Here is a 22312-nt window from a genome sequence, read left to right on the forward strand (position 1 = left end):
TCTAGGATTTGCGTTAAAGTTTTGGTAAGATAGTTTTGGAGGGAAAAAGATGGATGAAAAACGTTCTTTATACAGTATGCAGCAGGAAGTAGATGAATATATCCAACAATTCAAGGTCGGGTATTTCTCTCCATTAGCTCAACTGGCTCGATTAACGGAAGAAGTAGGTGAATTGGCCAGAGAAGTCAACCACGCTTATGGAGAAAAAAGCAAAAAAGCTTCGGAACCAGATAACTCGGTAGCAGAAGAACTTGGAGATGTTTTATTCGTTACGATGATCATGGCTAATTCATTGAATATCGACTTAACTGATGTTTTTGAAAAAAATATGGAAAAATTCAATCAAAGAGACCATAACCGCTTTGAACGTAAGGACAAGTAAAAAAATAAAGTGGTTTGTGCTTTGAAGCTACTAAAACGGACTTATCAATCAGGCATCATGCAACTGAGTACTTATCTCAGTACAAGAAACACGCAGGAAAGGTTGGAAAAATGAAATTAAAACAATTACCTCTGGAATACCAAAAGGCAATTCCAGTTCTGAAAAAATTAGAAAATGCAGGATATGAAGCTTATTTTGTAGGTGGAAGTGTTCGTGATATCTTGCTGAACCAGCCGATCCATGATGTGGATATCGCAACAAGCGCATTTCCAGAAGAAATCAAACAGCTTTTTCCAAAAACGATAGATATCGGGATTGAACACGGGACTGTATTGGTATTAGAAAACGATGAACAATATGAAATCACTACATTTCGGACGGAATCAACTTATCAAGACTACCGCAGACCAGATCATGTAGAATTCGTTCGTTCGTTGGAAGAAGACTTAAAACGAAGAGATTTTACAATCAATGCCTTTGCTTTGAAAGAAGACGGCGAAATCATCGATTTGTTCGATGGTCTGCAAGATTTAGAAGAACAAATCTTGCGAGCTGTAGGCAATCCTCATGAGCGGTTCCATGAAGATGCCTTGCGAATGATGCGTGGGTTGCGTTTTGTCAGTCAATTAGGATTCAAATTAGAGGAAGAAACCTTCTACGCCATCAAAGAAAACCACGAGCTATTAGGCAAAATATCTGTAGAACGTATAAATGTGGAATTCATCAAGATGCTTTTGGGAAATGAACGGTCTGCAGGAATCCATGCATTCATTGAAACAGAATGTTATATTTGCTGCCCTGGTTTGAGAGAAGAAGGTGAAGCACTTTTACGTTTTGCTGAATTACCTTCCGTTCCATTGAAAGAAGAGAGTCAAGCATGGACATTATTAATCAGTCAACTGGATCTAAAAGAAAATGAAATTCGCTCCTTTTTGAAATCGTGGAAGTGTTCCAATCAAATGATCAAGGATGTCCAAGCACTTGTTCAAGGACTGCGTCAACGAAAAACTGGAGTTTTAGAACCGTTCGAATTATACTTCTTAGGCAAAAAGCATGCATTGCAAGTAGAAGAATTAATGACTTATTTTGATGAAACACCACAGATGGATGTCGTAGAAGAATCCTATGATCGTTTACCTATCAAGTCATTAAGCGAATTAGCTGTAGATGGTAAAATCTTGCTGGAAGAAAGTGGAAAAAAACCTGGTAAGTGGGTTAGTGAAGCTTTGCAATCAGCTGAAAAAGCTGTCGTAGAACAAAGAATAGAAAATGATAAAAAACAGGTTTTGGATTTTTTATCGAAAGAAAAATTGATTTAAAAAACGCTAGACTGTATCTGCTCAGCTTGGCTAGCTACTTAAACTGGGCAGATACGTCATTAGAAGAAAAAACATAAAATGTGACCACTTACATAAATTTGTGCTAAACTGAGAAAGTACAAGAATAAATTACATCATAAAGGAGTCTTTTTAATGAGTAAAGAAATGACAGCGCTAAAATTTTATTTTAGAAATGGAGAAACATGGACGATTAACCGCCGTCACATCGGCGATCTTTGGATCAAACAAATCACAACAAGTTTTGGACGGATCAACGGCAGTGAATTTGTTGAAATCCATCCATGTGCTGGATTTAAAATCGAAATTTTCCATGAGGGGGACGCAGTTGCGACACATGATATCAACTTAGGTGGACTGGAAATGGGCATGTTTAATCGTGCATTGAAATACGAAGATATCGAACGAATGGAAATCCTTTACCGCAATGGAACACCTGATCTTGTATACTTCCCATATCTAGATAAAGGAACAGAAGGATTAGACAATCAATACCAATCTACAAAAATCAGCGAAAAAACAGGTAACTTGTACATCGTGATCAACCCAGACCAACGTGTAGAAGATGTATACGGAGAATTTTTCGAATAAATTGATCTTACGCAAAAATGAGGTTGTGAAAGAGACATTCAGCCTTGAGCGATGATGAGAACTCTAACAAAGAAATTGCGACGAGTAACCGCAGGAGCGATAAGAAGTGATTTTTGAAAAATAGCTTCTCATATTTTTACAAAATCGTGCCTTATGGCTAATAGGCTGTCTCTAGAACACCATTTATTCAGAATAAGGGACTGTGACAAAAATATTGTCACAGTCTTTTTTTTGTTGTGACAAAGGAACAAGGAGGATATGATAAAAAAACAAATATTATTTTTGTTAGAAACTTTTATCTTTCTTAAGTTTTACTTGATATCTGAGACTATTTGGAATAGAATGAGGCGTTGAAAAATTTATGGAAATTTCTAACTAGCAATAAACGATGAAACAATGAAATATTTTTCATTCAAAGAGAACTTTGCTATAATGATGGAAGTTTGTGTATAGGAGATCTAGAAAATGAGAGAAAGTTTTGAACAACAAAAAAAACTGTTGCATGATCGCTATGGCGCCCTTTCGATGGATGACCGCCGTCAAATACTTTGTAAGTTGCGTAAAAGAAATATATTGATGTATCGTCAGTTGGAACGTCTGAAACATGATCTGCTTCGTTTGGAGTCAAAACGTGTACAGTGTGAATTAGAGGGAAATCAAACACAAGTTGAAGTAGTTGAAACCAAAATTTTAAAGAAAAAAGAACAATTTTTAAAAATGCTTACACAAAATAAAAAGTAAAGGGGATGGACGATGGAATTTGCTGAGTTAGTTATTGTATTTGCAGTAACGATCACCTTATCGAACATAGCTAGCCGCATTTTGCCAATGATCCCAGCTCCACTGATCCAAATTTTCCTTGGAGTGGTATTAGGTCTGACAGAGTGGGGACAATCAGTTGATTTTGAACCTGAATTGTTCTTGGTTATGATCATTGCACCATTGTTATTTAGAGAAGGAGAAAAAGCAGATATTTCTTCGATTCTCAAAAATTTCGGGACGATTCTGTTCTTGGCATTTGGCGGAGTCATTTTGACCCTTGTCGGCGTAGGTGCGACGTTGTCATTCCTGTTGCCAAGTGTCCCTCTTGCTGCCTGCTTTGCTTTTGGAGCAGCGTTAGGTCCGACAGATGCGGTAGCAGTCAGTTCGCTTTCTGGACGGGTGAATATTCCTAAGAAAGCAATGCATATTTTAGAAGGAGAAGGCCTGTTGAATGACGCATCTGGCGTTACTGCCTTCCAGTTTGCTCTTGGTGCGCTAATCACCGGTTCTTTTTCCGCAGTAAACGCTGGGGTGAGTTTAGTGGTCTCCAGTATTGGTGGAGCTTTGATCGGTTTTTTGCTTGTCTGGTTCAAACAAAAAATAATCCATTTGATTGAAAAAGCATCGGCACAAGATGTCACAGGGTATCTGCTAATCGAACTTTTGCTTCCTTTTCTAGCCTATGTCTTGGCAGAGGCATTTGATGTATCTGGGATCATTGCTGCGGTGGCAGCAGGTATTCTCCAAGCTTCTGGTTTTAGGAGAATCACCGTGTTTGATGCAGAGTTGTCGAGTTTGTCCCACAGTACATGGACAACTATTGCTTTTACACTGAATGCATTAGTGTTTATATTCTTAGGAATCGAACTGACACAAGTATTCTCGCCGGTATGGGGAGACGGTTTATATCCAAATGGTCTTTTGTTAGCAATTATCGTATTGATCTCTATTATGCTTTTTGTGATTAGATTCATTTCCATCAGTCTTTTTTATGTATTCAAAGATGGCAGTAAAAAGTTCAAAAAACAGTTGAACGAGATCTTGATTTTGACATTTGGCGGTGTAAAGGGAACAGTCAGTTTGGCTACGATCTTTATTTTGCCCTTTTCAATCAATAATATGATGTTTTACCAGCGATCTTTACTTTTGTTTTTGACGGCCGGTGTTATCTTAGTGACTTTGGTCATAGGGATCATTGTCTTGCCTATGCTGACGGAAACAGAGGAAGCGAAAAGCACGGATTTGAATGCTTTGATGATCTTAGAAGAGGTCGTTGAAGTTTTGCGAAAAGAAATAAAGGAAATTGATCGTGATACAAAAGAATTTTTAGCCACTGAAGCAGTGATAGAAAATTACCAGGAACGGATACGTGATCTGTACTTGGAAGATTTAACCGATGATGAAAAGCAAGAAGTACAAGAAATACAAGCACTGATTTTGTCGATCGAACGCGACGGATTAGATGAAAGTTATCGTTCGGGTAAACTTTCTTCTAATGGTTATCGCTTTTATTCCCGTTTTCTTTCCCGGTTCGAACATTCGATCACCAGTCAATTTTTATCTTTTATCGGCTTTTGGTTCATTGTTGTCCGTAGGTTGATGCGAATCGTTCTCCACCCAAAAATGTTTTGGCAAAGAAGGTATGCGGATCGTCAGACATTTATTAGTGATGAAGATATCCAAGAAATCAGGGAGACATATCAAAAAAATACACAATTGATTATTGAAAGTTTAGATAACTTGACTGATATTTATGATGAAACAATGCTTCAATTTTTTATCCAGCAACGCAAACTTGAGGGAATAAAAATGAGCTCGGGGAATTTGATTTCTTCGTGGATGATCCAGCAAGATAACCTGTTTACGAAAAAAATGCTGAGAGGTTACTATCTTGAAAGAAAAATCATCGATGAATACGAAGTTGCTGAGAAAATCACGACGTTTTCTGCGAATAGCTACCGTAGGAATATCAATTTGTTAGAATCTTACACGATGAACAAACCGTCAGATAACTTTTCTTTCCGATTTGCGTTTCGAGCAAAGTCAAAAAAATCGAGCGCAACGAAATAAAAAAATAGATTTTCAAGAACGATAAAAACAAAACATGTCAGAACAGGATCAGATCGGTCCTGTTCTTTTTTTGGAACACAAAAAGAACAAATTCGAAAAAAATTTTCCTGAAGTTCACTATTTTTATGATACAATATCCAAGATAAGGAGGGAACACGTTGAAAGAATTAAAAGTAACTGACCTCAAAAAAACTTATGGTGAAAAAGATTTGTTTGACCAGATTTCTTTTTTGATCCACGAAAAAGACCGTATCGGGTTGATTGGGACGAACGGGACGGGTAAAACAAGTCTCTTAAATATTATTGCTGGTATCGATAGCGGCGATGGCGATCGGCAAACAGTGTTTTATCCAACTGATTACCGTATAGGTTATCTTTCTCAAGCAGCTGAATTTTCTGATGAACTAACTGTTCTCCAAGCAGTCTTTCAGGGAAACAGTCCCTTGATCCAAACTGTTCGAGCATATGAGGAAGCATTGATCGAACTAGGGGAAAATGGAGAAGACCCTAATGTGCAAAAACGTTATGCTAAAGCAGAAGAACAAATGAATAAAGAAGATGCTTGGACCACAGATACCAATGCGAAGATTATTTTGCAAAAATTAGGAATCAGTGAATTAGATAAAAAAATCAATACGCTATCGGGTGGACAGAAAAAACGAGTTAGTTTAGCTCAAGTGCTGATTGATGAACCCGATTTACTATTACTAGACGAGCCAACAAACCATTTGGATTATCAAGCAATCGAGTGGTTGGAAAACTATTTGAAACAATACCGTGGCGCTCTATTGATGGTTACTCACGATCGTTATTTTCTAGATCGAGTAGCAAACCGGATCTTCGAACTTTCATTTGGAAAATTATACGAGTACAAAGGAAATTATGAAGCTTACGTCTTAGAAAAAGCAGAACGTGATCGTGTAGAAGTAGAACAAGAAGAAAAGCGCAAGCGACTTTATAAGCAAGAACTAGCATGGATGAGGGCAGGAGTGCAAGCTCGTGGTACCAAGCAGCAAGCACGAATTAACCGTTTCGAAGATCTAAAGGAGAATTTATATCAAGTAAACCAAGAAGATGACTTAGAATTGAATCTAGCGACACAACGTTTAGGAAAAAAAGTATTGGAAATCAAAGATGGCAGTTACCGTATAAATGACCAAACACTGCTAGAACATTTAGATTTGCTGATCCAATCTCGGGAAAGGCTAGGAATTACTGGTAAAAATGGGGCAGGGAAATCGACATTGCTTAATATTCTAGCTGGCAGAATTCCTCTGGATAGCGGTACAATTTCTATCGGTGAAACGGTTCGGCTTGCGTATTATACACAAGAAAATGAAGAAATGGCGCCAGATAAACGGATGATTGCTTACTTGCAAGAAGCTGCTGAAGAAGCAAAAACGGTTGATGGCAGTCAAATCGGGGTAGCAGAATTACTTGAACGATTTTTATTTCCGAGATTTATGCATGGGACACTGATTGGTAAACTTTCAGGTGGAGAGAAACGGCGATTGTTTTTGTTGAAACTGCTGATCCAACAACCCAATGTGTTATTATTGGATGAACCGACCAATGATTTGGACATAGCAACATTGACGATTTTGGAAGACTATTTCAGAAGTTTCCCAGGTGCTGTGATCACTGTTTCCCATGACCGTTATTTCTTGGATAAGGTAGCAGATAAGCTATTGGTATTCCAAGGAAACGGAAAACAAGAACTTTATTATGGAAACATGTCCAGTTATTTGCTGAAGCAAAAAGAACTCCAGCAGCCTGCTGAAAAAGTGAAGCCAAAAACACAGAGCAAGGAACCTGCTGGAAAGAAAAAATTATCTTATATGGAGCAAAAAGAATGGGAAACGATTGAAGAGGATATTGCAGAACTTGAAGAAAAAATCTCATTACTCCAAGAAGAGATGAATCATCAAGGAGATGATTTCACTCGGTTACAGGAATTGCAAAACGACGTATCTGAGACAGAAGCACAACTTGAAGAAAAAATGGCACGTTGGGAATATTTGAGTGAATGGGCAGAAGATTAGGAGGAAAAGGGATGGAACAAGCGTATCTTGACTTAGGAAGAAAATTGTTGGAAGAAGGACATCGTAAAGAAGACAGAACAGGCACGGGCACGTTAAGTTTATTCGGGTATCAAATGCGGTTTGATCTGCAAAAAGGTTTTCCTTTGTTAACAACGAAACGAGTACCTTTTGGCTTGATCAAAAGCGAACTGCTTTGGTTTTTAAAAGGAGATACGAACATCCGCTATCTATTACAAAATAAAAACCATATTTGGGATGAGTGGGCATTTGAACGCTATATCAAAAGTACAGATTATAACGGACCAGATATGACTGATTTTGGACATAGAAGTTTGACAGATCCTGAATTCAATGAAGAATATAAAAAGCAGAGCAAACTTTTTTGCGAAAAGATCCTAACAGATGATTCCTTTGCTGAGAAATACGGTGATCTTGGTCACATCTACGGTTATCAATGGCGGCACTGGGAGACAAAAGACGGCGGTTTTATTGATCAAATCAAAGAAGTGATCGAAGCAATCAAAAAAACACCTGATTCTAGAAGATTGATTGTCTCTGCATGGAATCCAGAAGATGTTCCTAGCATGGCTTTGCCTCCTTGCCATACGATGTTTCAATTTTATGTGCAAGAGGGACGGTTAAGCTGCCAATTGTATCAACGTAGTGGGGATGTCTTTCTAGGTGTTCCGTTCAATATTGCAAGTTATGCGTTGCTGACTCACTTGATTGCACATGAAACAGGTTTAGAGGTGGGAGAATTTGTTCATACATTAGGAGATGCTCATCTTTATATCAACCATATCGAACAAATGAAAGAACAATTAAGCCGAGAAGTACGCGCATTTCCAACTTTAGCTTTGAATCAGGAAAAGCAGTCAGTATTTGATTTTGAGATGGAAGATATCCAGTTAGAAGGATATGACCCACATCCAACGATCAAAGCGCCTATCGCTGTTTAAAATCAGAAAGGATGAGAAAATGTTAGCTGCAATTTGGGCACAGGACGAAAACGGATTGATTGGAAAAGAAGACCGTCTTCCTTGGCGTTTGCCAAATGATCTGAAATTCTTTAAACAAATGACAGAAGCAAATACATTAGTGATGGGACGTAAAACTTTCGAAGGGATGGGCAGCCGTCCGTTGCCGAATCGTCAAACGATTGTTTTGACTAGAGATTCTTCCTATACAGCAGAAGGCGTGCATGTTATGCATAGTGTAGAAGAAGTGCTTGCCTTGGAAAAAGAAACAGATGGTATTTTTTTCATCGCTGGAGGTTCAGCTGTTTATCAAGAATTTCTACCTTTTTGTACGATATTATACCGGACAGTCATCTATCATGTATTTGATGGAGATGCTTATTTTCCACCTGTTGACTGGTCTGATTGGTCATTGATCAATACGAGTCAAGGAGAAATAGATGAAAAAAATCGTTACCCGCATCAATTTGAAACCTATCAGCGTAATGAGAATCCTTTAAAAAATGGGACAGGCGAATAGACGATAAAAAAACTATTGATGGAACAGCTTTTATTTAGAGCTGACCCATCAATAGCTTTTTTATTAAGTAAAGAATAAAACAGAGAAGTACATAAAACCTGCACCTAACATAACAAACAAATGCCAAACCACATGCATATAGCGGATAGAATTCAAGCTATAAAAGAATGCGCCTATCGTGTAAGAAAGACCGCCTGCCACCATCAAAATAACACCAGTCATTCCAAGAGAATGATAAAGAGGAACAGCAGCCACGACACAGAGCCACCCCATAAAAATATAGATGATCGTAGATACTTTTGATACTCTCTCGCGTTTATGCAACGTCAACGCTTTATATATAATGCCAAGAATCGCAAACAACCAAATCAATACAAATAAAGTCCAACCTAGCCATCCTCGGATACTCAGCAAACAAAAAGGAGTATAACTTCCTGCAATCAAAAGAAAAATCGAACTATGATCGAATACTTGGAACACCTTTTTTGCTTTTGTAAAAATCAATGAATGAAACAACGTAGACGTTAAAAATAAAAGAATCATCATCGATCCATAGATAGCATAAGAGACAATATGGAGAGAGGAATGCAAGTGGGCACCCTTTATCAAAAGAATCACTAGTCCAGCGATACTCAATCCAGTCCCAATTCCATGGGTGACTGCATTAAACACTTCATTTAATATTTCATACGTTCGATTAAATTTCGTTTTTTCCATGAAAACGGCTCCTTTACTAGGTGTAATTAATGAAAAATCATTATTTGTCTGTTATACTAAAAATAGAAATTGTCTTACATGTAGTTTAACATGAATAAGACATCTTGTTAAAGAAAGAGAGAGAAAATAATGACAAACGTAAAAATCGTAACAGATTCTTCATGTACGATGGAAAAAAACATACGCGACGCTTTAGGCATTCGTGTCATGCCGCTATCCATCATGATTGACGGAACAGTATATCCGGATGATGACCAATTAGACGGTGAAAGATTTATGGAAATGATGGCGAAAGCAAAAAATCTGCCAAAAACCAGCCAACCACCGATTGGAGAATTCATCTCAATGTATGATGAGTTAGGAGAAGACGGCAGTGAAGTGATTTCGATCCATATGACAAAAGGCTTGAGTGGAACAGTAGAAGCAGCAAGACAAGCTAGTAATTTAACCAAAACGAAAGTAACGGTTATCGACAGTGATACCACTGACCAAGGATTATCGTTTCAGGTAATTCGAGCAGCTGAATTAGCAAAAGAAGGTAAATCAGTAGAGGAAATCCTTGAAGAAGTCAAAAAAGTACAAGATAATACAAAATTATACATCGGAATTTCCACACTAGACAACTTGGTAAAAGGTGGAAGAATCAGCCGAACGACTGGTTTACTGTCTAGTGTTTTGAACATACGCGTGGTGATGAATTTCGCCCACTCTGAATTGATCCCTGTAACGAAGGGGCGAGGAAAGAAAACGTTCGACAAATGGTTCAATAATTTGAAAAACGAACTGAAAGAATTGCCAAATGTGCGGCAAATCGGCATCTCTCATGCGGATGCAAAAGAACTGGCACAAGAATTCAAAGAAGGTCTGCAAGAATTGTTTCCGGATATGCATATCCCTGTACTGCATACGAATCCGGTTATCGCTACGCATACTGGTAAAGACGCGTTTGCAATCATGTATTACGTAGACTAGTCAAAAAGAGGATAAGCCCTCAGCCTGCAAGGCTTTTAGCTTATTCTCTTTTTCTTTGTAAAAATAGGAAAATAATTATTTTCTTTTTTCATAAAGACTACCTTTTTGATAAAATTTTTGATAACATTAGACCAATCGAATACAAGAGGTGAAAAGATGAAATTAACGAAACGGCATTTGATCCTCGTTTTGTTCCCATTATTAATTGCGATCATCATCTATGCAGGTCTAGCTGCTTCCATACCGAAAGCTGGCCCTCTAATGAAACCAGTAACTACTGTGAGAGAAGATCCAAATAAAAAAGAAAAACTTCACTACATAGCTATCGGAGATTCGCTGACTGAAGGAGTAGGGGATCAAACCAAACAAGGAGGCTTCGTTCCCCTTGTCGCAAATGATCTAAAAGACCGTTATAATTTGACTGCGGTTGAAACAGAAAACTATGGTGTAAATGGTGAACGAAGTGACCAGATCTTAAAGCGAGTAAAAACAAAAGAAGAAATTCGAAACAATATCAAAACAGCTGATTTTATCACGCTGACTGTTGGCGGAAATGATTTGATGAAAGTTATCCAAAATAATTTGTTCGGGTTAACGGTCAATTCCTTTAAAAAACCGATGAAAAACTATCAGGAAAATGTCACAGAACTATTGGAAGAATTTCGATCCCTCAATAAAACTGCGCCAATTTATATTTTAGGCATCTACAATCCATTTTATTTGAACTTTCCTGAAATCACTGACATGCAGACCATCGTTAATAATTGGAACAAAGGAACAGAAACGGTGACAAAAAAAATGCCGAACTGCTACTTTATTCCAATCAATGACTTGCTTTATCAAGGATTGAATCAAGAAGTAGGTGTCACAGAAGAAGGCACAGATCAAACAACTAGCACGACAGAAAATCTAAATGGCATCAAAAACAATGTGCTTTACGAAGAAGATCATTTCCATCCGAATAATTTAGGTTATCAATTGATGGCAAATGCAGTGAGAGATCAGCTGATCGAGACACAAAACCAATGGCTAGAGAAGGAGGACGAGTAAAAAACATGAAAACAAGGTCTGGAGCAACTTCAAACAAAGCAAAGAAAACGAATTACTGGAAAGTCGCTTTTCTTATCCTTCTTGGGGTAGTACTCGGTTCGACAGTATTTTTAGGTAGCCGTATTTTTGCTAATCGGGAACCAGAACTCCCAGAAATACCTGCCCTCACGGAAAGGCAAGGCGATCCTGTCCTCACAATCAATTCAAATAAAGAAAAAGTCAATCAAATCATTAGCTTTTTCCTTAGTGAGTATCAAAAAGATAGTGATATCGAATATAAATTCTATTTGGAAAATGAAGCACTACTCAATGGTACTTTCGAAGTATTAGGTTTTCCTATCAATTTCTATTTATATTTTGATCCTTATGTGATGGAAAATGGAAATGTCCAACTAAAAGCTAGAAGTCTTTCTATTGGAACCTTGAGTTTGCCAATCAAAGATGTGATGAATATGATCAAGAGAAACTATAAATTGCCAGATTGGATCGAAGTTAATACAGATGATTTGACTATCATGCTTAGATTGGATCAATTCCGAATGCAAAACGGGATGTATATTAAAGCAGATAAAATTGACTTAGTAAATGATGACATTCGATTTAGTCTATATTTGCCAAAAGATACCTCTGATACTTCAAGCAACTCAAATACAAACAAAACTAGCAACAGCAGTACTGAAAGCAAGACAAAAGAGAACAAAAAAACATCAAATGAGTAGTATTAGAGGAGGAATAATAATGGAACGAGCAATATTTGCAGGAGGCTGCTTCTGGTGTATGATCCAACCTTTCGATACGCTTCCGGGTATTCATACAGTGATGTCAGGATATACTGGAGGACACGTACCAGATCCAACTTATGAACAAGTAAAAAGCCAAACGACTGGACATACGGAAGCAGTGGAGATTATCTATGATCCAACATTGATTTCATATGAACAGTTAGTAGAACTTTACTGGCAGCAAACGGATCCGACTGATGCTTTCGGACAATTTGAGGATCGCGGCGACAATTATCGTCCGGTCATCTTTTATTTGACAGAAGAACAACGGATCATTGCTGAAAATAGTAAGAAACAATTAGCTGAAAGTGGACGTTTCGAACAGCCAATCGTTACGAAAATCGAACCAGCCCAACCATTTTATCTAGCAGAAGAAGACCATCAAGAGTATTATAAAAAGCATCCTGAAAATTTTAAAAGAAACCATGCACGCCGGGCTGCCTTTATTGAAGAAAATTGGAGGAACGAAGGGTGAATCGAAGCTTTTTTCACTATTTAATGACACTGCGAGGCGGTGGTGCACATGATACTTTATCTATTTTTGCTACAGAAGCCGGTAAAGATATCCAATTCCCTAAGCACAGCTCTAGCTACGAAGAAATTTCTAGTTATCTAGAATTGAATGTCGACTATTTGCCATCCATGGATATTTTTGACGAAGCTTGGGAAAAATATTTAGAGAACAATCATGACTTATAAAAATTGGCTTTCCATTTATGATCCAAGCGCTTTTTGTCCAACAGCTTGATAGAAAGAATTATTTTTATTTCAGCTATCTAGTCGCATTTTTTTGATATTTTTCTTATAATAAAGAAAGAAGGAAAAAACGAGGGATGGATTGATAGAGATTGACAAAAAAACAACGCTATATTGATCGCTTCTGGCTTATATTCAAATACTTACTTGTTTCTGGATTCATTGCGTTCATGTTGCGGGGATTTTTGTTCATCCCTGTACCAGTAGAAGGCAATTCAATGGAAAATGTGTTGAAACAAGGCGACATGGTTGTGATGGAAAAATTTTCGGAGATCAGACGATTTGATATTGTTGTTTTTCAATTAGCAGATGGGACGATTTATATCAAACGAGTGATTGGGCTTCCAGGAGAAAATGTTAGCTACCAAAATGATCAATTGAAGATCAATGGAAAAGTAGTGAAGGAGCCTTATCTAACTAAAAACATAAAGTCAGATCATGCAAATGCATCCTATACGACGAACTTCACACTACAAGAACTGACGGGACAATCGAAGCTTCCCGAAGATAGTTATTTTGTACTTGGAGATAATCGAAGAGTTTCAAAAGATAGCCGCTCATTTGGTACGATCAATAAAACGGATATTTTAGGTAAAGCAAGATTCGTTTATTATCCGCTTGATGAAATAAAATGGATTCAGTGAGAAACAATAAAGAGGTTGTGACCATTCTTTTGTCACAACCTCTTTATCGTATGGTCCAAAATCAGCATATTACCTTAGTACATAAAATCAAACAGCTCGTTTAAACACTTTTCTAGCCTCTAAAGCTTTGATAAATGAATAAACAACCGTTATTTGAATAGGGATCTGAATCATATTCCTGATAACCCTACCTAGAAAAATCACTTTGAAATCTGCACCAAACAAAACAGACATCAGCCAAGAATTGATAAAAAGGCTAACTGGAATCATAATCAATAGTTGGGCAGCGATGACGGAAAGCAGGTTTATCTTTTTATGATATAAAAATAAGCCATTGATAAACCCACCAAGGAATGCTGTGATAAGAAAAGCAACTTGAAACGTACCTGAACCAAATATTGTGAAATTCAAAGTGTTCGACAACGTTTCAAGCAAACCAGCCCAGATCGGCCCATATAGATAACCCATAAGTGCCATACTTAAAAATCCGAATGTGACTTGAAAATAAGCAGGACCAATCGCTATCTTGTATAAGATGACATCAAGAGCTAATAAAAGGGCAGAAGTCGATAACAATCTTGCATTCATTTCGGGCAATCTAAAAACGTCTTTTGCAATCAAAGTGTTCAAAATATTCTCTCCTTTGTCAGTTAATAAGAAAAGGATACCATAAAATCGCCAAGGTGTCATGACACCTTGGCGATTTACAAAAATAACCATCCAACAACTAATAAAATGAGAAGAAGACTGCTTTTATAAACTGTAAAAAAGGCAATTGTACGATCGAAAAAAATAGAGGTGGAGAATACTTATCGCATCATCCATCTCTATTTTTTTGTTATAAAAACGTCAGTTTCGTTATCTGCTTACATCTTCATCCATACGGGTTCTAATGTGTTTCCATCCAAATCTTGGACTTCTAATGAAAACATTTCTTCTTCAGGTATTCCCATATCGACTTCGTGGAAAGCACCACCATTTTCTTTTGCAATTTGAGCGAATTTTTTTACTTTATCCGCGTTGTCCATACTAAACGAAATCAAAGCGCCACTTGTTTTTTTATTATCGGCTATTTCTTTATCTTTTATAAATTTTTTATAAAAATCATGAGAGAGGAGCATCACCCAAAAAGTTTCATCCCACACCATTGAACTAGCTTCTTCAGTAGAGAATTCTTCGTTTTTTTTAAACCCAAGCTTTTCATAAAAAGCAACGGAACGATTGACATCGGCAACAGGAAAATTAACAAAAACCATACTATTCATTTGTTTCGTCTCCTTTCTGCATTGTTCGTCTATCATCTCTTGTTTAGGAAGCGCTGTCAAAAAATCAGACTCGTATACAGAAATCAAAATAAAAAATTTACATCATCAAAAAAGAGAAGATGTGATAGAATGAGGACTGGTTCACTTTCACTTAACTAATAGATAGGATTTTTTATAATAGAAAAAAGTGAATATATATTGAAAAATAAAAAACAAGTAAAGTCGGAGAATATTCCGATATGAAAGGAATGGAGAGAACAATGACCATCCAATGGTTTCCAGGACACATGGCAAAAGCCCGACGAGAAGTTTCTGAAAAAATGAAATATGTGGACATCGTATTTGAATTGGTAGATGCACGTTTACCTTTATCTTCTCGTAATCCAATGTTAGATCAGATCATTCAGCAAAAGCCTCGGCTTGTTTTGTTGAATAAAGCGGATCTGGCAGATCCACAACAGACAAAGCTGTGGCAAGAATATTTTCGTAAGCAAGGCCACCTTGCGTTAGCTATCACGGCACAAGAAAGTAAAGGAATCAAAGGGCTAGTACCTGCAGCCAAAGAAGCGTTGAAAGAAAAACGAGCAAGAGACGCTGCTCGTGGGATCAAGCCTCGCGCTATTCGGGCAATGGTATTGGGTATTCCGAATGTTGGAAAGTCTACGTTGATGAATCGACTAGTAGGCAAAAAAATTGCTCAGACAGGAAATAAACCAGGTGTAACAAAAGGTCAGCAGTGGCTTCGTTTGGGTAACGAGTTGGAATTGTTAGACACACCAGGGATTTTATGGCCCAAATTTGAAGATGAAGAAATCGGCAAAAAACTAGCGCTGACAGGCGCCATCAAAGACCAACTTGTCCATTTAGATGATTTGGCGATTTACGGATTGGACTTTTTTGCCCGATATTATTCAGGAAGAATCAGCGATCGTTATGGTTTGCCAATCGAGCAAGAAGAAAAATTGGCACCGGAATTGCTGATGGATATCACAGCAAAACGTGGGTATAAAGAAGACTATGATCGTGGCAGCGAATTAGTCGTGCATGATATCCGTCAAGGAAAACTTGGTCGATACACATTGGATCGTTGCGAAGAAATGGAGCAAAAAAGCGATGACTGAATCCATCCAAAGTATCAAAGAACGATTGAAAAGCATACAGAGAATAGATGATCCTACACTAGAATCATTGAGGAACGATCCACGCAAAGGCGTACAGCAAGCGCTAGTTTCTTTTGAACGACGATTGAAAAAAGAGGCATTGATCAAGGAAAAATATGAAGAAATGTTTTGCTTTGAAAAACAAGGGTACGCACAAGGTCACCAATGGATTGCCGGCATTGATGAAGTAGGAAGAGGACCGTTAGCTGGACCTGTCGTGGCAGCTGCAGTTATCTTGCCGAAAAATGAGATCATATTAGGGCTGAATGATTCAAAACAGTTATCAGAGAAAAAACGAGAACTTCTTTCTCAACAAATTCAAGAAAAAGCTTTGGCCATCGGGATCGGAATCATTGATCAGCAGACAATCGATGAAGTGAATATTTATGAAGCAAGTAAATTGGCGATGATCCAAGCAGTAGAAAACTTGTCTATTGCACCAAGCTATTTGTTGATCGATGCGATGACCTTGGATTTGTCTATACAGCAGGAAAAAATAATCAAAGGGGATGCACGATCTGTGTCGATTGCGGCTGCAAGTATCATTGCTAAAGTATATCGAGACCAATTGATGAAAGAATATGACGTGCTTTATCCTGGGTATGGTTTCTCGCATAATGCAGGCTATGGAACAAAGGAACATTTAGAAGGACTTGAAAGACAAGGGATTACGCCAATCCATCGCAAAAGTTTTGCACCTGTAAAAAAATATTTACAATAAAAAACAGCCGCTTTTACGTATCTTATTAGAAAGAGAGACGAAAGGCGGTTTTATGATGTATCAAATAGAAGAGAATTTATTGAAACTTGCTTATGCAAAAGGAATTAGTAGCCAAGGGAAATGGGCACTTGCTAACTGGATGATGCAGTATCCTTACAAAGAAATCGGATTTGAAGACATCGTTAAGATAGGAAAAATCACCGCACATCGGGAGCTGTTCCGTACAAGTTGGAAAGAAATTCACAATAATTGGGGCAAAATCCAATTGAAACAGTCGTTTATTACTTGCTTTGATCCCAACTATCCCCCTCAGTTGCTTCACTTGACCTATCCGCCAATTGTCCTGTTTTACAGTGGTGACCTATCTTTACTTTCTTGTAATATGTTAAGCGTTGTTGGTGGAAGACGTACTTCTGCTTTAGCCAAAAAAACAGTGTATTATTTACTAAAACCAGTGGTAGAAACTGGATATGTAATCGTCAGTGGCTGCGCGAAAGGGATAGATACCTACAGTCACCAAGCAGCAATCTCTCATGGTGGACGGACAATCGCGGTCATTGGAACAGGGATAGAGCAAGTCTATCCTGCTGAAAATCGTGACCTGCAAGAGGTGATTGCAAATGATCATCTTCTTTTGAGTGAATATCCTCCTCAATCCGGCCCGAAAAAGCATCGTTTTCCAATGAGAAATCGTATTATCGCAGCTTTGTCTAAAGGAACATGTGTCTTTGAAGCCAAGAAAAAAAGCGGCTCTCTGATAACAGCCCAGCAAGCATTGGATCTTGGAAGAACAGTTTTTTCTGTTCCAGGAAATATTTTAACAGAACATTCTGCCGGATGTCATCATTTGATCCAAGACGGTGCAGTTTGCACGGTTTCGGGTGAAGATATCTTGGCAGAATTTAAAGAATAACACCATACTTTTCATTTGCTTTTCTTGACAAACGTTTTCTGAATGGATATGATTAGCTACGATTTGTATGAATCCTCTTTTAATAGTAGGAACACGACAATGGAAAGGAGTCCATTCAGTAATGGCGTATAAATATTTAGTGATTGTAGAATCACCTGCAAAAGCCAAGACGATTGAGAAATATCTTGGACGAAACTATAAAGTAATGGCCAGTGTTGGTCATATAAGAGATTTACCGAAAAGTAAAATGGGTATCGATTTTGAAAACAATTATGAACCCCATTATATTTCTATACGCGGAAAAGGCGATGTCATCAAAAGCCTGAAAGCCGCAGCAAAAAAAGCTCAAAAAGTTTACTTGGCAAGTGACCCGGATAGAGAAGGAGAAGCAATTGCTTGGCATTTAGCGTACCTACTTGGGTTGGATCTGAAAGAAAAAAATCGGGTGGTCTTCAATGAAATCACAAAAGATGCAGTCAAAGCAGCCTTTAAGGAACCAAGAACGATCGATGTAGATTTAGTAGATGCACAGCAAGCTCGTCGTACCTTAGACAGAATCGTTGGTTATTCGATCAGCCCTATTCTTTGGCGCAAAGTCAAGAAAGGGTTAAGTGCAGGACGTGTCCAATCTGTCGCTTTAAAAATTATTATTGACCGTGAAAAAGAGATTCGAGAATTTATTCCAGAAGAATATTGGAGCATCGACGGTAATTTTAAAAAAGCTCGCAAGAAATTCAAAGCAAATTTCTGGGGAATCGACGGTAAGAAAAAGAAGTTACCAGATGCACAAAGTGTAAAAGAAGTCACTGCTAGAATTGATGGAACAGACTTCGAAGTAAAAAAAGTAGAAAAGAAAGAGCGCAAAAGAAACCCTGCGAATCCTTTCACTACAAGTAGCCTGCAACAGGAAGCTGCCCGTAAATTAAACTTTCGAACAAGAAAAACCATGATGGTAGCACAACAATTATATGAAGGAATCACTTTGGGTAAACAAGGAACAGTCGGCTTGATTACATACATGCGTACTGATTCTACCCGGATTGCCGATACAGCAAAAGCAGAGGCCGCAGCATTTATTGAAGATACGTATGGAAAAGAATTTTCTAGACATGATCACCGAAAGATCAAAAATGCTCAAGGCGCACAAGATGCCCATGAAGCTGTGCGTCCAACGAGTGTGCTTCGTACACCAGAAGAACTCAAACAATATTTAGATAAAGATCAATTGAAACTTTATACATTGATCTGGTCACGTTTTGTGGCTAGTCAGATGACGCCGGCTATTTTAGATACAATGAAAGTAACATTAGAACAAAATGGTGTGATCTTCATTGCGAACGGTTCAAAAATCAAATTCAAAGGATTCATGCAAGTGTATGTGGAAGGTAGAGACGACGGCAAAGAAGAGAAAGAAAATATTCTTCCAGAACTTGAAGAAGGCGATGTCGTCCAATCTGTTGATATTGAACCAAAACAGCATTTTACTCAACCACCTGCACGTTTCAGTGAGGCTACGTTGATTCGTGCACTAGAAGAAAACGGGGTAGGGCGACCTTCCACTTATGCACCAACACTTGATACGATCCAAAGACGCTACTATGTAAAATTGACACAAAAAAGATTTGAGCCGACAGAATTAGGAGAGATTGTCAATTCGCTGATCTGTGAATTTTTCCCTCAAATCGTCGATGTCCATTTCACAGCAGAAATGGAAGGAGATTTGGATAAAATCGAAGAAGGCACGGAAGCGTGGGTCAAAGTAGTCGATCGTTTCTATAAACCGTTTGAAAAAGAACTGACGAATGCGGAAGAAAAAATCGAAAAAATCCAAATCAAAGATGAACCAGCAGGATTCGATTGTGATGTCTGTGGACATCCGATGGTGATAAAATTAGGGAAATACGGGAAGTTTTATGCTTGTAGCAATTTTCCTGATTGTCGGAATACCAAACCAATCGTAAAAGAAATCGGTGTGACTTGTCCAGTATGTCATGAAGGGCAAGTTATCGAACGAAAATCTAAGAAAAACAGACTGTTCTACGGTTGTTCTCGTTTTCCAGAATGTGAATTCACTTCTTGGGATAAACCAGTGGGCAGAAATTGTCCAAAATGTGATGGATATCTGGTTGAGAAGAAAGTCAAAGGTGGCAAACAAGTAGTCTGTGTAAATGGAGACTACGAAGAAGACATCCAAAAATAATAGAAAAGAGGTTCTTTCATTGAAAATGGTAAATGTTGTTGGAGCAGGACTTGCCGGAAGTGAAGCTGCTTGGCAGATCGCACAAGCAGGAGTACCTGTCCGTTTATATGAAATGCGTCCAGTCAAATCGACTGAGGCGCATCACACAAGTAATTTTGCTGAACTAGTATGTTCCAATTCACTAAGAGGAAATAGTTTGGCTAACGCAGTAGGATTATTGAAAGAAGAAATGCGACGATTGAATTCAGTAGTAATCACTTCGGCAGATGAAACAGCAGTGCCAGCTGGTGGTGCTTTAGCTGTTGACCGAGATTCTTTTTCTGAAACGATTACCCGAAAAGTCAAAGAGCATCCATTAGTAACAGTGATAAACGAAGAAATTACTGAAATACCAGAAGGAATCACCGTAGTAGCAACAGGACCGTTGACTTCTCATCCATTGGCAGAAAGTATCAAAGCATTCAATGGTTCAGATGGTTTTTATTTCTACGACGCAGCTGCACCGATCGTAGACAAAGCTACGATCGATATGGATAAAGTATATTTGAAGTCCCGCTATGACAAAGGAGAAGCAGCTTACTTGAACTGTCCGATGACAGAAGAGGAATTCAAAGCTTTCCATGAGGCACTAATCAATGCCGAAGTGGCAGAACTTAAATCTTTTGAAAAAGAAAAATATTTTGAAGGATGTATGCCAATCGAAGTAATGGCACAGCGTGGTTTCAAAACAATGCTTTTTGGTCCTATGAAACCAGTTGGGCTGGAAGATCCTAAAACTGGCAAACGTCCTTATGCTGTTATCCAGCTACGTCAAGACAATGCTGCAGCTTCTTTATACAACATCGTGGGCTTCCAAACTCACTTGAAATGGGGCGAGCAAAAACGTGTTTTCCGGATGATTCCTGGATTGGAAAATGCTGAATTCGTTCGCTATGGTGTTATGCACCGAAATAGCTTTATGAATTCGCCAGAATTACTGAAACCGACGTATCAATCAACGAAACGCGAAGATTTGTTCTTTGCAGGTCAAATGACTGGTGTAGAAGGCTATGTTGAAAGTGCAGCAAGTGGATTACTTGCTGGAATCAATGCGGCACGCTTAGCAAAAGAAATGGAACCAGTCGAGTTTCCACAAGAAACAGCTATTGGAAGCATGGCTTATTACATTACTCATGCGGAAGGAAAACATTTCCAACCAATGAATGCCAACTACGGTCTATTTCCTGAATTGCCGGAACGCATTCGAGACAAAAAAGCAAGATATGAAGCAATTGCCCAACGTGCTTTAAAAGCGAATGAGACAATAAAAAAAGAATTAGAAAAACAGCAGTCCCAAATGAGTGAGCAAACTCGATGAAGAGGGTGAGACGGATAGTCTCGCTCTTTTTCTTGCGTTTTCCTTAAGGATTTCTCAAACAAAATGTGAGGAATTGCATTAATTGTGAACAAACTTAGAAATATTGGTTAAATTCTGACAATTTATTTGTCTTTTTGTAGACGCTGTGCTAAATTATTCTCTGGGACAAAAGGAAGGTGAGAAAATGACGGAAGCCACGTGGGAACAAAAATTTTTGCGTTATTTGATTGTCGAAAGAGGATATTCAGAAAAAACGAAAGAAGCATATGAAGAAGATATTCTCCATTTTAAACATTTCTTGGAGGAATCTGGAGACGCTGATCTGCTGAAGGCGGAATACTTTACGGTTCGTGTCTATTTGAGTGCATTAGCTGATCATCGCCCCAGCTATAGCAGAAACTCTATCAGTCGCAAGATAGCTAGCCTACGTTCGTTTTATCAGTACCTTCTCAAAGAAGAAGTGATAAAAGAAAATCCATTTTCTTACGTTCATCTCAAAAAGAAAAATTTGAGATTGCCACGCTTTTTTTATGAAAATGAAATGCAAGCACTTTTTGACAGCGTAGCAGGAGACAGTCCTCTAGATTTGAGGAACCGCGCTTTGCTGGAAGTCCTTTACGGATCTGGTATCCGTTTAAGCGAGTGTAGTAATCTGTTGGTATCAGACATTGATTTTGATTCAGAGGTCATGTTGATTCATGGTAAAGGAAACAAGGAGAGATACGCGCCGCTAGGTTCTTTTGCCCAAGATGCTCTACAAGAATATTTCACAGAAGGCCGTCAGGTATTGATGACAAAATACCACGAAGAGCATGATATTGTTTTTGTGAATCATCATGGAAAACCAATCACGCCTACTGGTATTGAATATGTCTTGAATCAGATCATCAAAAAAAGCAGCTTGGATAGCGATATCCATCCCCACATGCTGCGCCATACATTCGCCACTCATTTATTAAATAATGGGGCAGATTTGCGGACAGTCCAAGAATTGTTAGGACATGCCAATTTATCAACTACCCAGATCTATGCCCATGTAACAAAAGAAAGTTTACAAAAAAACTATCGTTCATTCCATCCAAGAGCGTAAAATA

Annotated in this window: 22 protein-coding genes and 1 pseudogene; 20 read left to right on the forward strand and 3 right to left on the reverse strand. The window is 38.2% G+C overall.

Annotation, left to right across the window (positions count from 1 at the left end):
- Positions 1–49: 49 nt before the first annotated feature.
- From OZZ83_RS08530 to OZZ83_RS08565, 8 genes are all read left to right on the forward strand, one after another.
- Positions 50–382, forward strand: a complete 333-nt coding sequence (locus tag OZZ83_RS08530; RefSeq protein ID WP_002309584.1) for a nucleotide pyrophosphohydrolase — start codon at positions 50–52, stop codon at positions 380–382.
- A gap of 110 nt (positions 383–492) precedes the next feature.
- Positions 493–1701, forward strand: coding sequence for a CCA tRNA nucleotidyltransferase (locus OZZ83_RS08535; RefSeq protein WP_002309583.1), 1209 nt, complete (start codon positions 493–495; stop codon positions 1699–1701).
- Between the two features lie 153 nt (positions 1702–1854).
- The gene (locus OZZ83_RS08540) at positions 1855–2310 is read left to right on the forward strand and encodes a hypothetical protein (protein ID WP_002290187.1); all 456 of its coding nucleotides are present in this window, start codon (positions 1855–1857) and stop codon (positions 2308–2310) included.
- Positions 2311–2775: 465 nt separating this feature from the next.
- Positions 2776–3051 carry a hypothetical protein gene (locus OZZ83_RS08545; protein ID WP_002290188.1) on the forward strand — a complete coding sequence of 92 codons (276 nt, stop codon included), beginning with the start codon at positions 2776–2778 and terminating at the stop codon, positions 3049–3051.
- A 12-nt stretch (positions 3052–3063) separates the two neighbouring features.
- The gene (locus tag OZZ83_RS08550; RefSeq protein WP_002309582.1) at positions 3064–5142 is read left to right on the forward strand and encodes a cation:proton antiporter; all 2079 of its coding nucleotides are present in this window, start codon (positions 3064–3066) and stop codon (positions 5140–5142) included.
- A 158-nt stretch (positions 5143–5300) separates the two neighbouring features.
- Positions 5301–7184, forward strand: a complete 1884-nt coding sequence (locus OZZ83_RS08555) for an ABC-F family ATP-binding cassette domain-containing protein (RefSeq protein ID WP_002309580.1) — start codon at positions 5301–5303, stop codon at positions 7182–7184.
- An 11-nt stretch (positions 7185–7195) separates the two neighbouring features.
- A complete protein-coding gene (locus OZZ83_RS08560; RefSeq protein ID WP_002345052.1) occupies positions 7196–8143 on the forward strand; it encodes a thymidylate synthase in 948 nt (315 codons plus the stop codon).
- A 19-nt stretch (positions 8144–8162) separates the two neighbouring features.
- Complete coding sequence (locus OZZ83_RS08565; RefSeq protein WP_002313876.1) at positions 8163–8681, forward strand: dihydrofolate reductase; 519 nt, start codon at positions 8163–8165, stop codon at positions 8679–8681.
- A gap of 63 nt (positions 8682–8744) precedes the next feature.
- On the opposite strand, the gene trhA is transcribed toward OZZ83_RS08565, so the two are convergent.
- Positions 8745–9398: a PAQR family membrane homeostasis protein TrhA gene (gene trhA, locus OZZ83_RS08570; RefSeq protein ID WP_002309577.1), complete on the reverse strand. Its 654-nt coding sequence runs from the start codon at positions 9396–9398 to the stop codon at positions 8745–8747.
- 129 nt (positions 9399–9527) lie between these two features.
- On the opposite strand from trhA, the gene OZZ83_RS08575 reads away from it, so the two are divergent.
- The 6 genes from OZZ83_RS08575 to lepB all read left to right on the forward strand — a co-directional run bounded on the left by OZZ83_RS08575 (position 9528) and on the right by lepB (position 13602).
- Positions 9528–10370: a DegV family protein gene (locus OZZ83_RS08575; RefSeq protein WP_002309576.1), complete on the forward strand. Its 843-nt coding sequence runs from the start codon at positions 9528–9530 to the stop codon at positions 10368–10370.
- A 156-nt stretch (positions 10371–10526) separates the two neighbouring features.
- Positions 10527–11420 carry an SGNH/GDSL hydrolase family protein gene (locus tag OZZ83_RS08580; RefSeq protein WP_002316172.1) on the forward strand — a complete coding sequence of 298 codons (894 nt, stop codon included), beginning with the start codon at positions 10527–10529 and terminating at the stop codon, positions 11418–11420.
- A 5-nt stretch (positions 11421–11425) separates the two neighbouring features.
- Positions 11426–12139: a YpmS family protein gene (locus OZZ83_RS08585; RefSeq protein ID WP_278023702.1), complete on the forward strand. Its 714-nt coding sequence runs from the start codon at positions 11426–11428 to the stop codon at positions 12137–12139.
- A 19-nt stretch (positions 12140–12158) separates the two neighbouring features.
- Positions 12159–12677, forward strand: coding sequence for a peptide-methionine (S)-S-oxide reductase MsrA (msrA, locus tag OZZ83_RS08590; protein WP_002309572.1), 519 nt, complete (start codon positions 12159–12161; stop codon positions 12675–12677).
- Positions 12674–12901 (forward strand): YozE family protein, encoded by a 228-nt coding sequence (locus tag OZZ83_RS08595; protein WP_002309571.1) that lies wholly within the window; start codon positions 12674–12676, stop codon positions 12899–12901. Before msrA ends, OZZ83_RS08595 begins: the two co-directional genes overlap by 4 nt.
- Before the next feature lie 149 nt (positions 12902–13050).
- Entirely contained in the window at positions 13051–13602 is a 552-nt protein-coding gene (gene lepB, locus OZZ83_RS08600) for a signal peptidase I (RefSeq protein ID WP_195943657.1), read from the forward strand.
- An 87-nt stretch (positions 13603–13689) separates the two neighbouring features.
- On the opposite strand, the gene OZZ83_RS08605 is transcribed toward lepB, so the two are convergent.
- Together OZZ83_RS08605 and OZZ83_RS08610 are read right to left on the reverse strand one after the other, a co-directional pair.
- A complete protein-coding gene (locus OZZ83_RS08605; RefSeq protein ID WP_002313872.1) occupies positions 13690–14232 on the reverse strand; it encodes a folate family ECF transporter S component in 543 nt (180 codons plus the stop codon).
- 236 nt (positions 14233–14468) lie between these two features.
- Positions 14469–14867, reverse strand: coding sequence for a VOC family protein (locus OZZ83_RS08610; protein WP_278023700.1), 399 nt, complete (start codon positions 14865–14867; stop codon positions 14469–14471).
- Positions 14868–15127: 260 nt separating this feature from the next.
- On the opposite strand from OZZ83_RS08610, the gene ylqF reads away from it, so the two are divergent.
- From ylqF to xerC, 6 genes and pseudogenes are all read left to right on the forward strand, one after another.
- Positions 15128–15988, forward strand: a complete 861-nt coding sequence (gene ylqF, locus OZZ83_RS08615) for a ribosome biogenesis GTPase YlqF (protein ID WP_002309567.1) — start codon at positions 15128–15130, stop codon at positions 15986–15988.
- Entirely contained in the window at positions 15981–16748 is a 768-nt protein-coding gene (locus OZZ83_RS08620) for a ribonuclease HII (protein WP_002309565.1), read from the forward strand. The genes ylqF and OZZ83_RS08620 overlap by 8 nt, the downstream gene beginning before the upstream one ends.
- 55 nt (positions 16749–16803) lie before the next feature.
- Positions 16804–17661 (forward strand): DNA-processing protein DprA, encoded by an 858-nt coding sequence (dprA, locus tag OZZ83_RS08625; RefSeq protein ID WP_148411661.1) that lies wholly within the window; start codon positions 16804–16806, stop codon positions 17659–17661.
- Positions 17662–17782: 121 nt separating this feature from the next.
- Positions 17783–19861, forward strand: coding sequence for a type I DNA topoisomerase (topA, locus tag OZZ83_RS08630; protein ID WP_002313870.1), 2079 nt, complete (start codon positions 17783–17785; stop codon positions 19859–19861).
- Positions 19830–21205: pseudogene (gene trmFO / locus OZZ83_RS08635) on the forward strand (FADH(2)-oxidizing methylenetetrahydrofolate--tRNA-(uracil(54)-C(5))-methyltransferase TrmFO). The gene topA and the pseudogene trmFO overlap by 32 nt, the downstream one beginning before the upstream one ends.
- Positions 21206–21402: 197 nt before the next feature.
- A complete protein-coding gene (gene xerC / locus OZZ83_RS08640; RefSeq protein ID WP_002313869.1) occupies positions 21403–22308 on the forward strand; it encodes a tyrosine recombinase XerC in 906 nt (301 codons plus the stop codon).
- Positions 22309–22312: the final 4 nt, after the last annotated feature.

It is taken from the genome of Enterococcus sp. E5-162, assembly GCF_035725965.1.
GTDB classification, from domain to species: Bacteria; Bacillota; Bacilli; order Lactobacillales; family Enterococcaceae; genus Enterococcus_B; species Enterococcus_B lactis.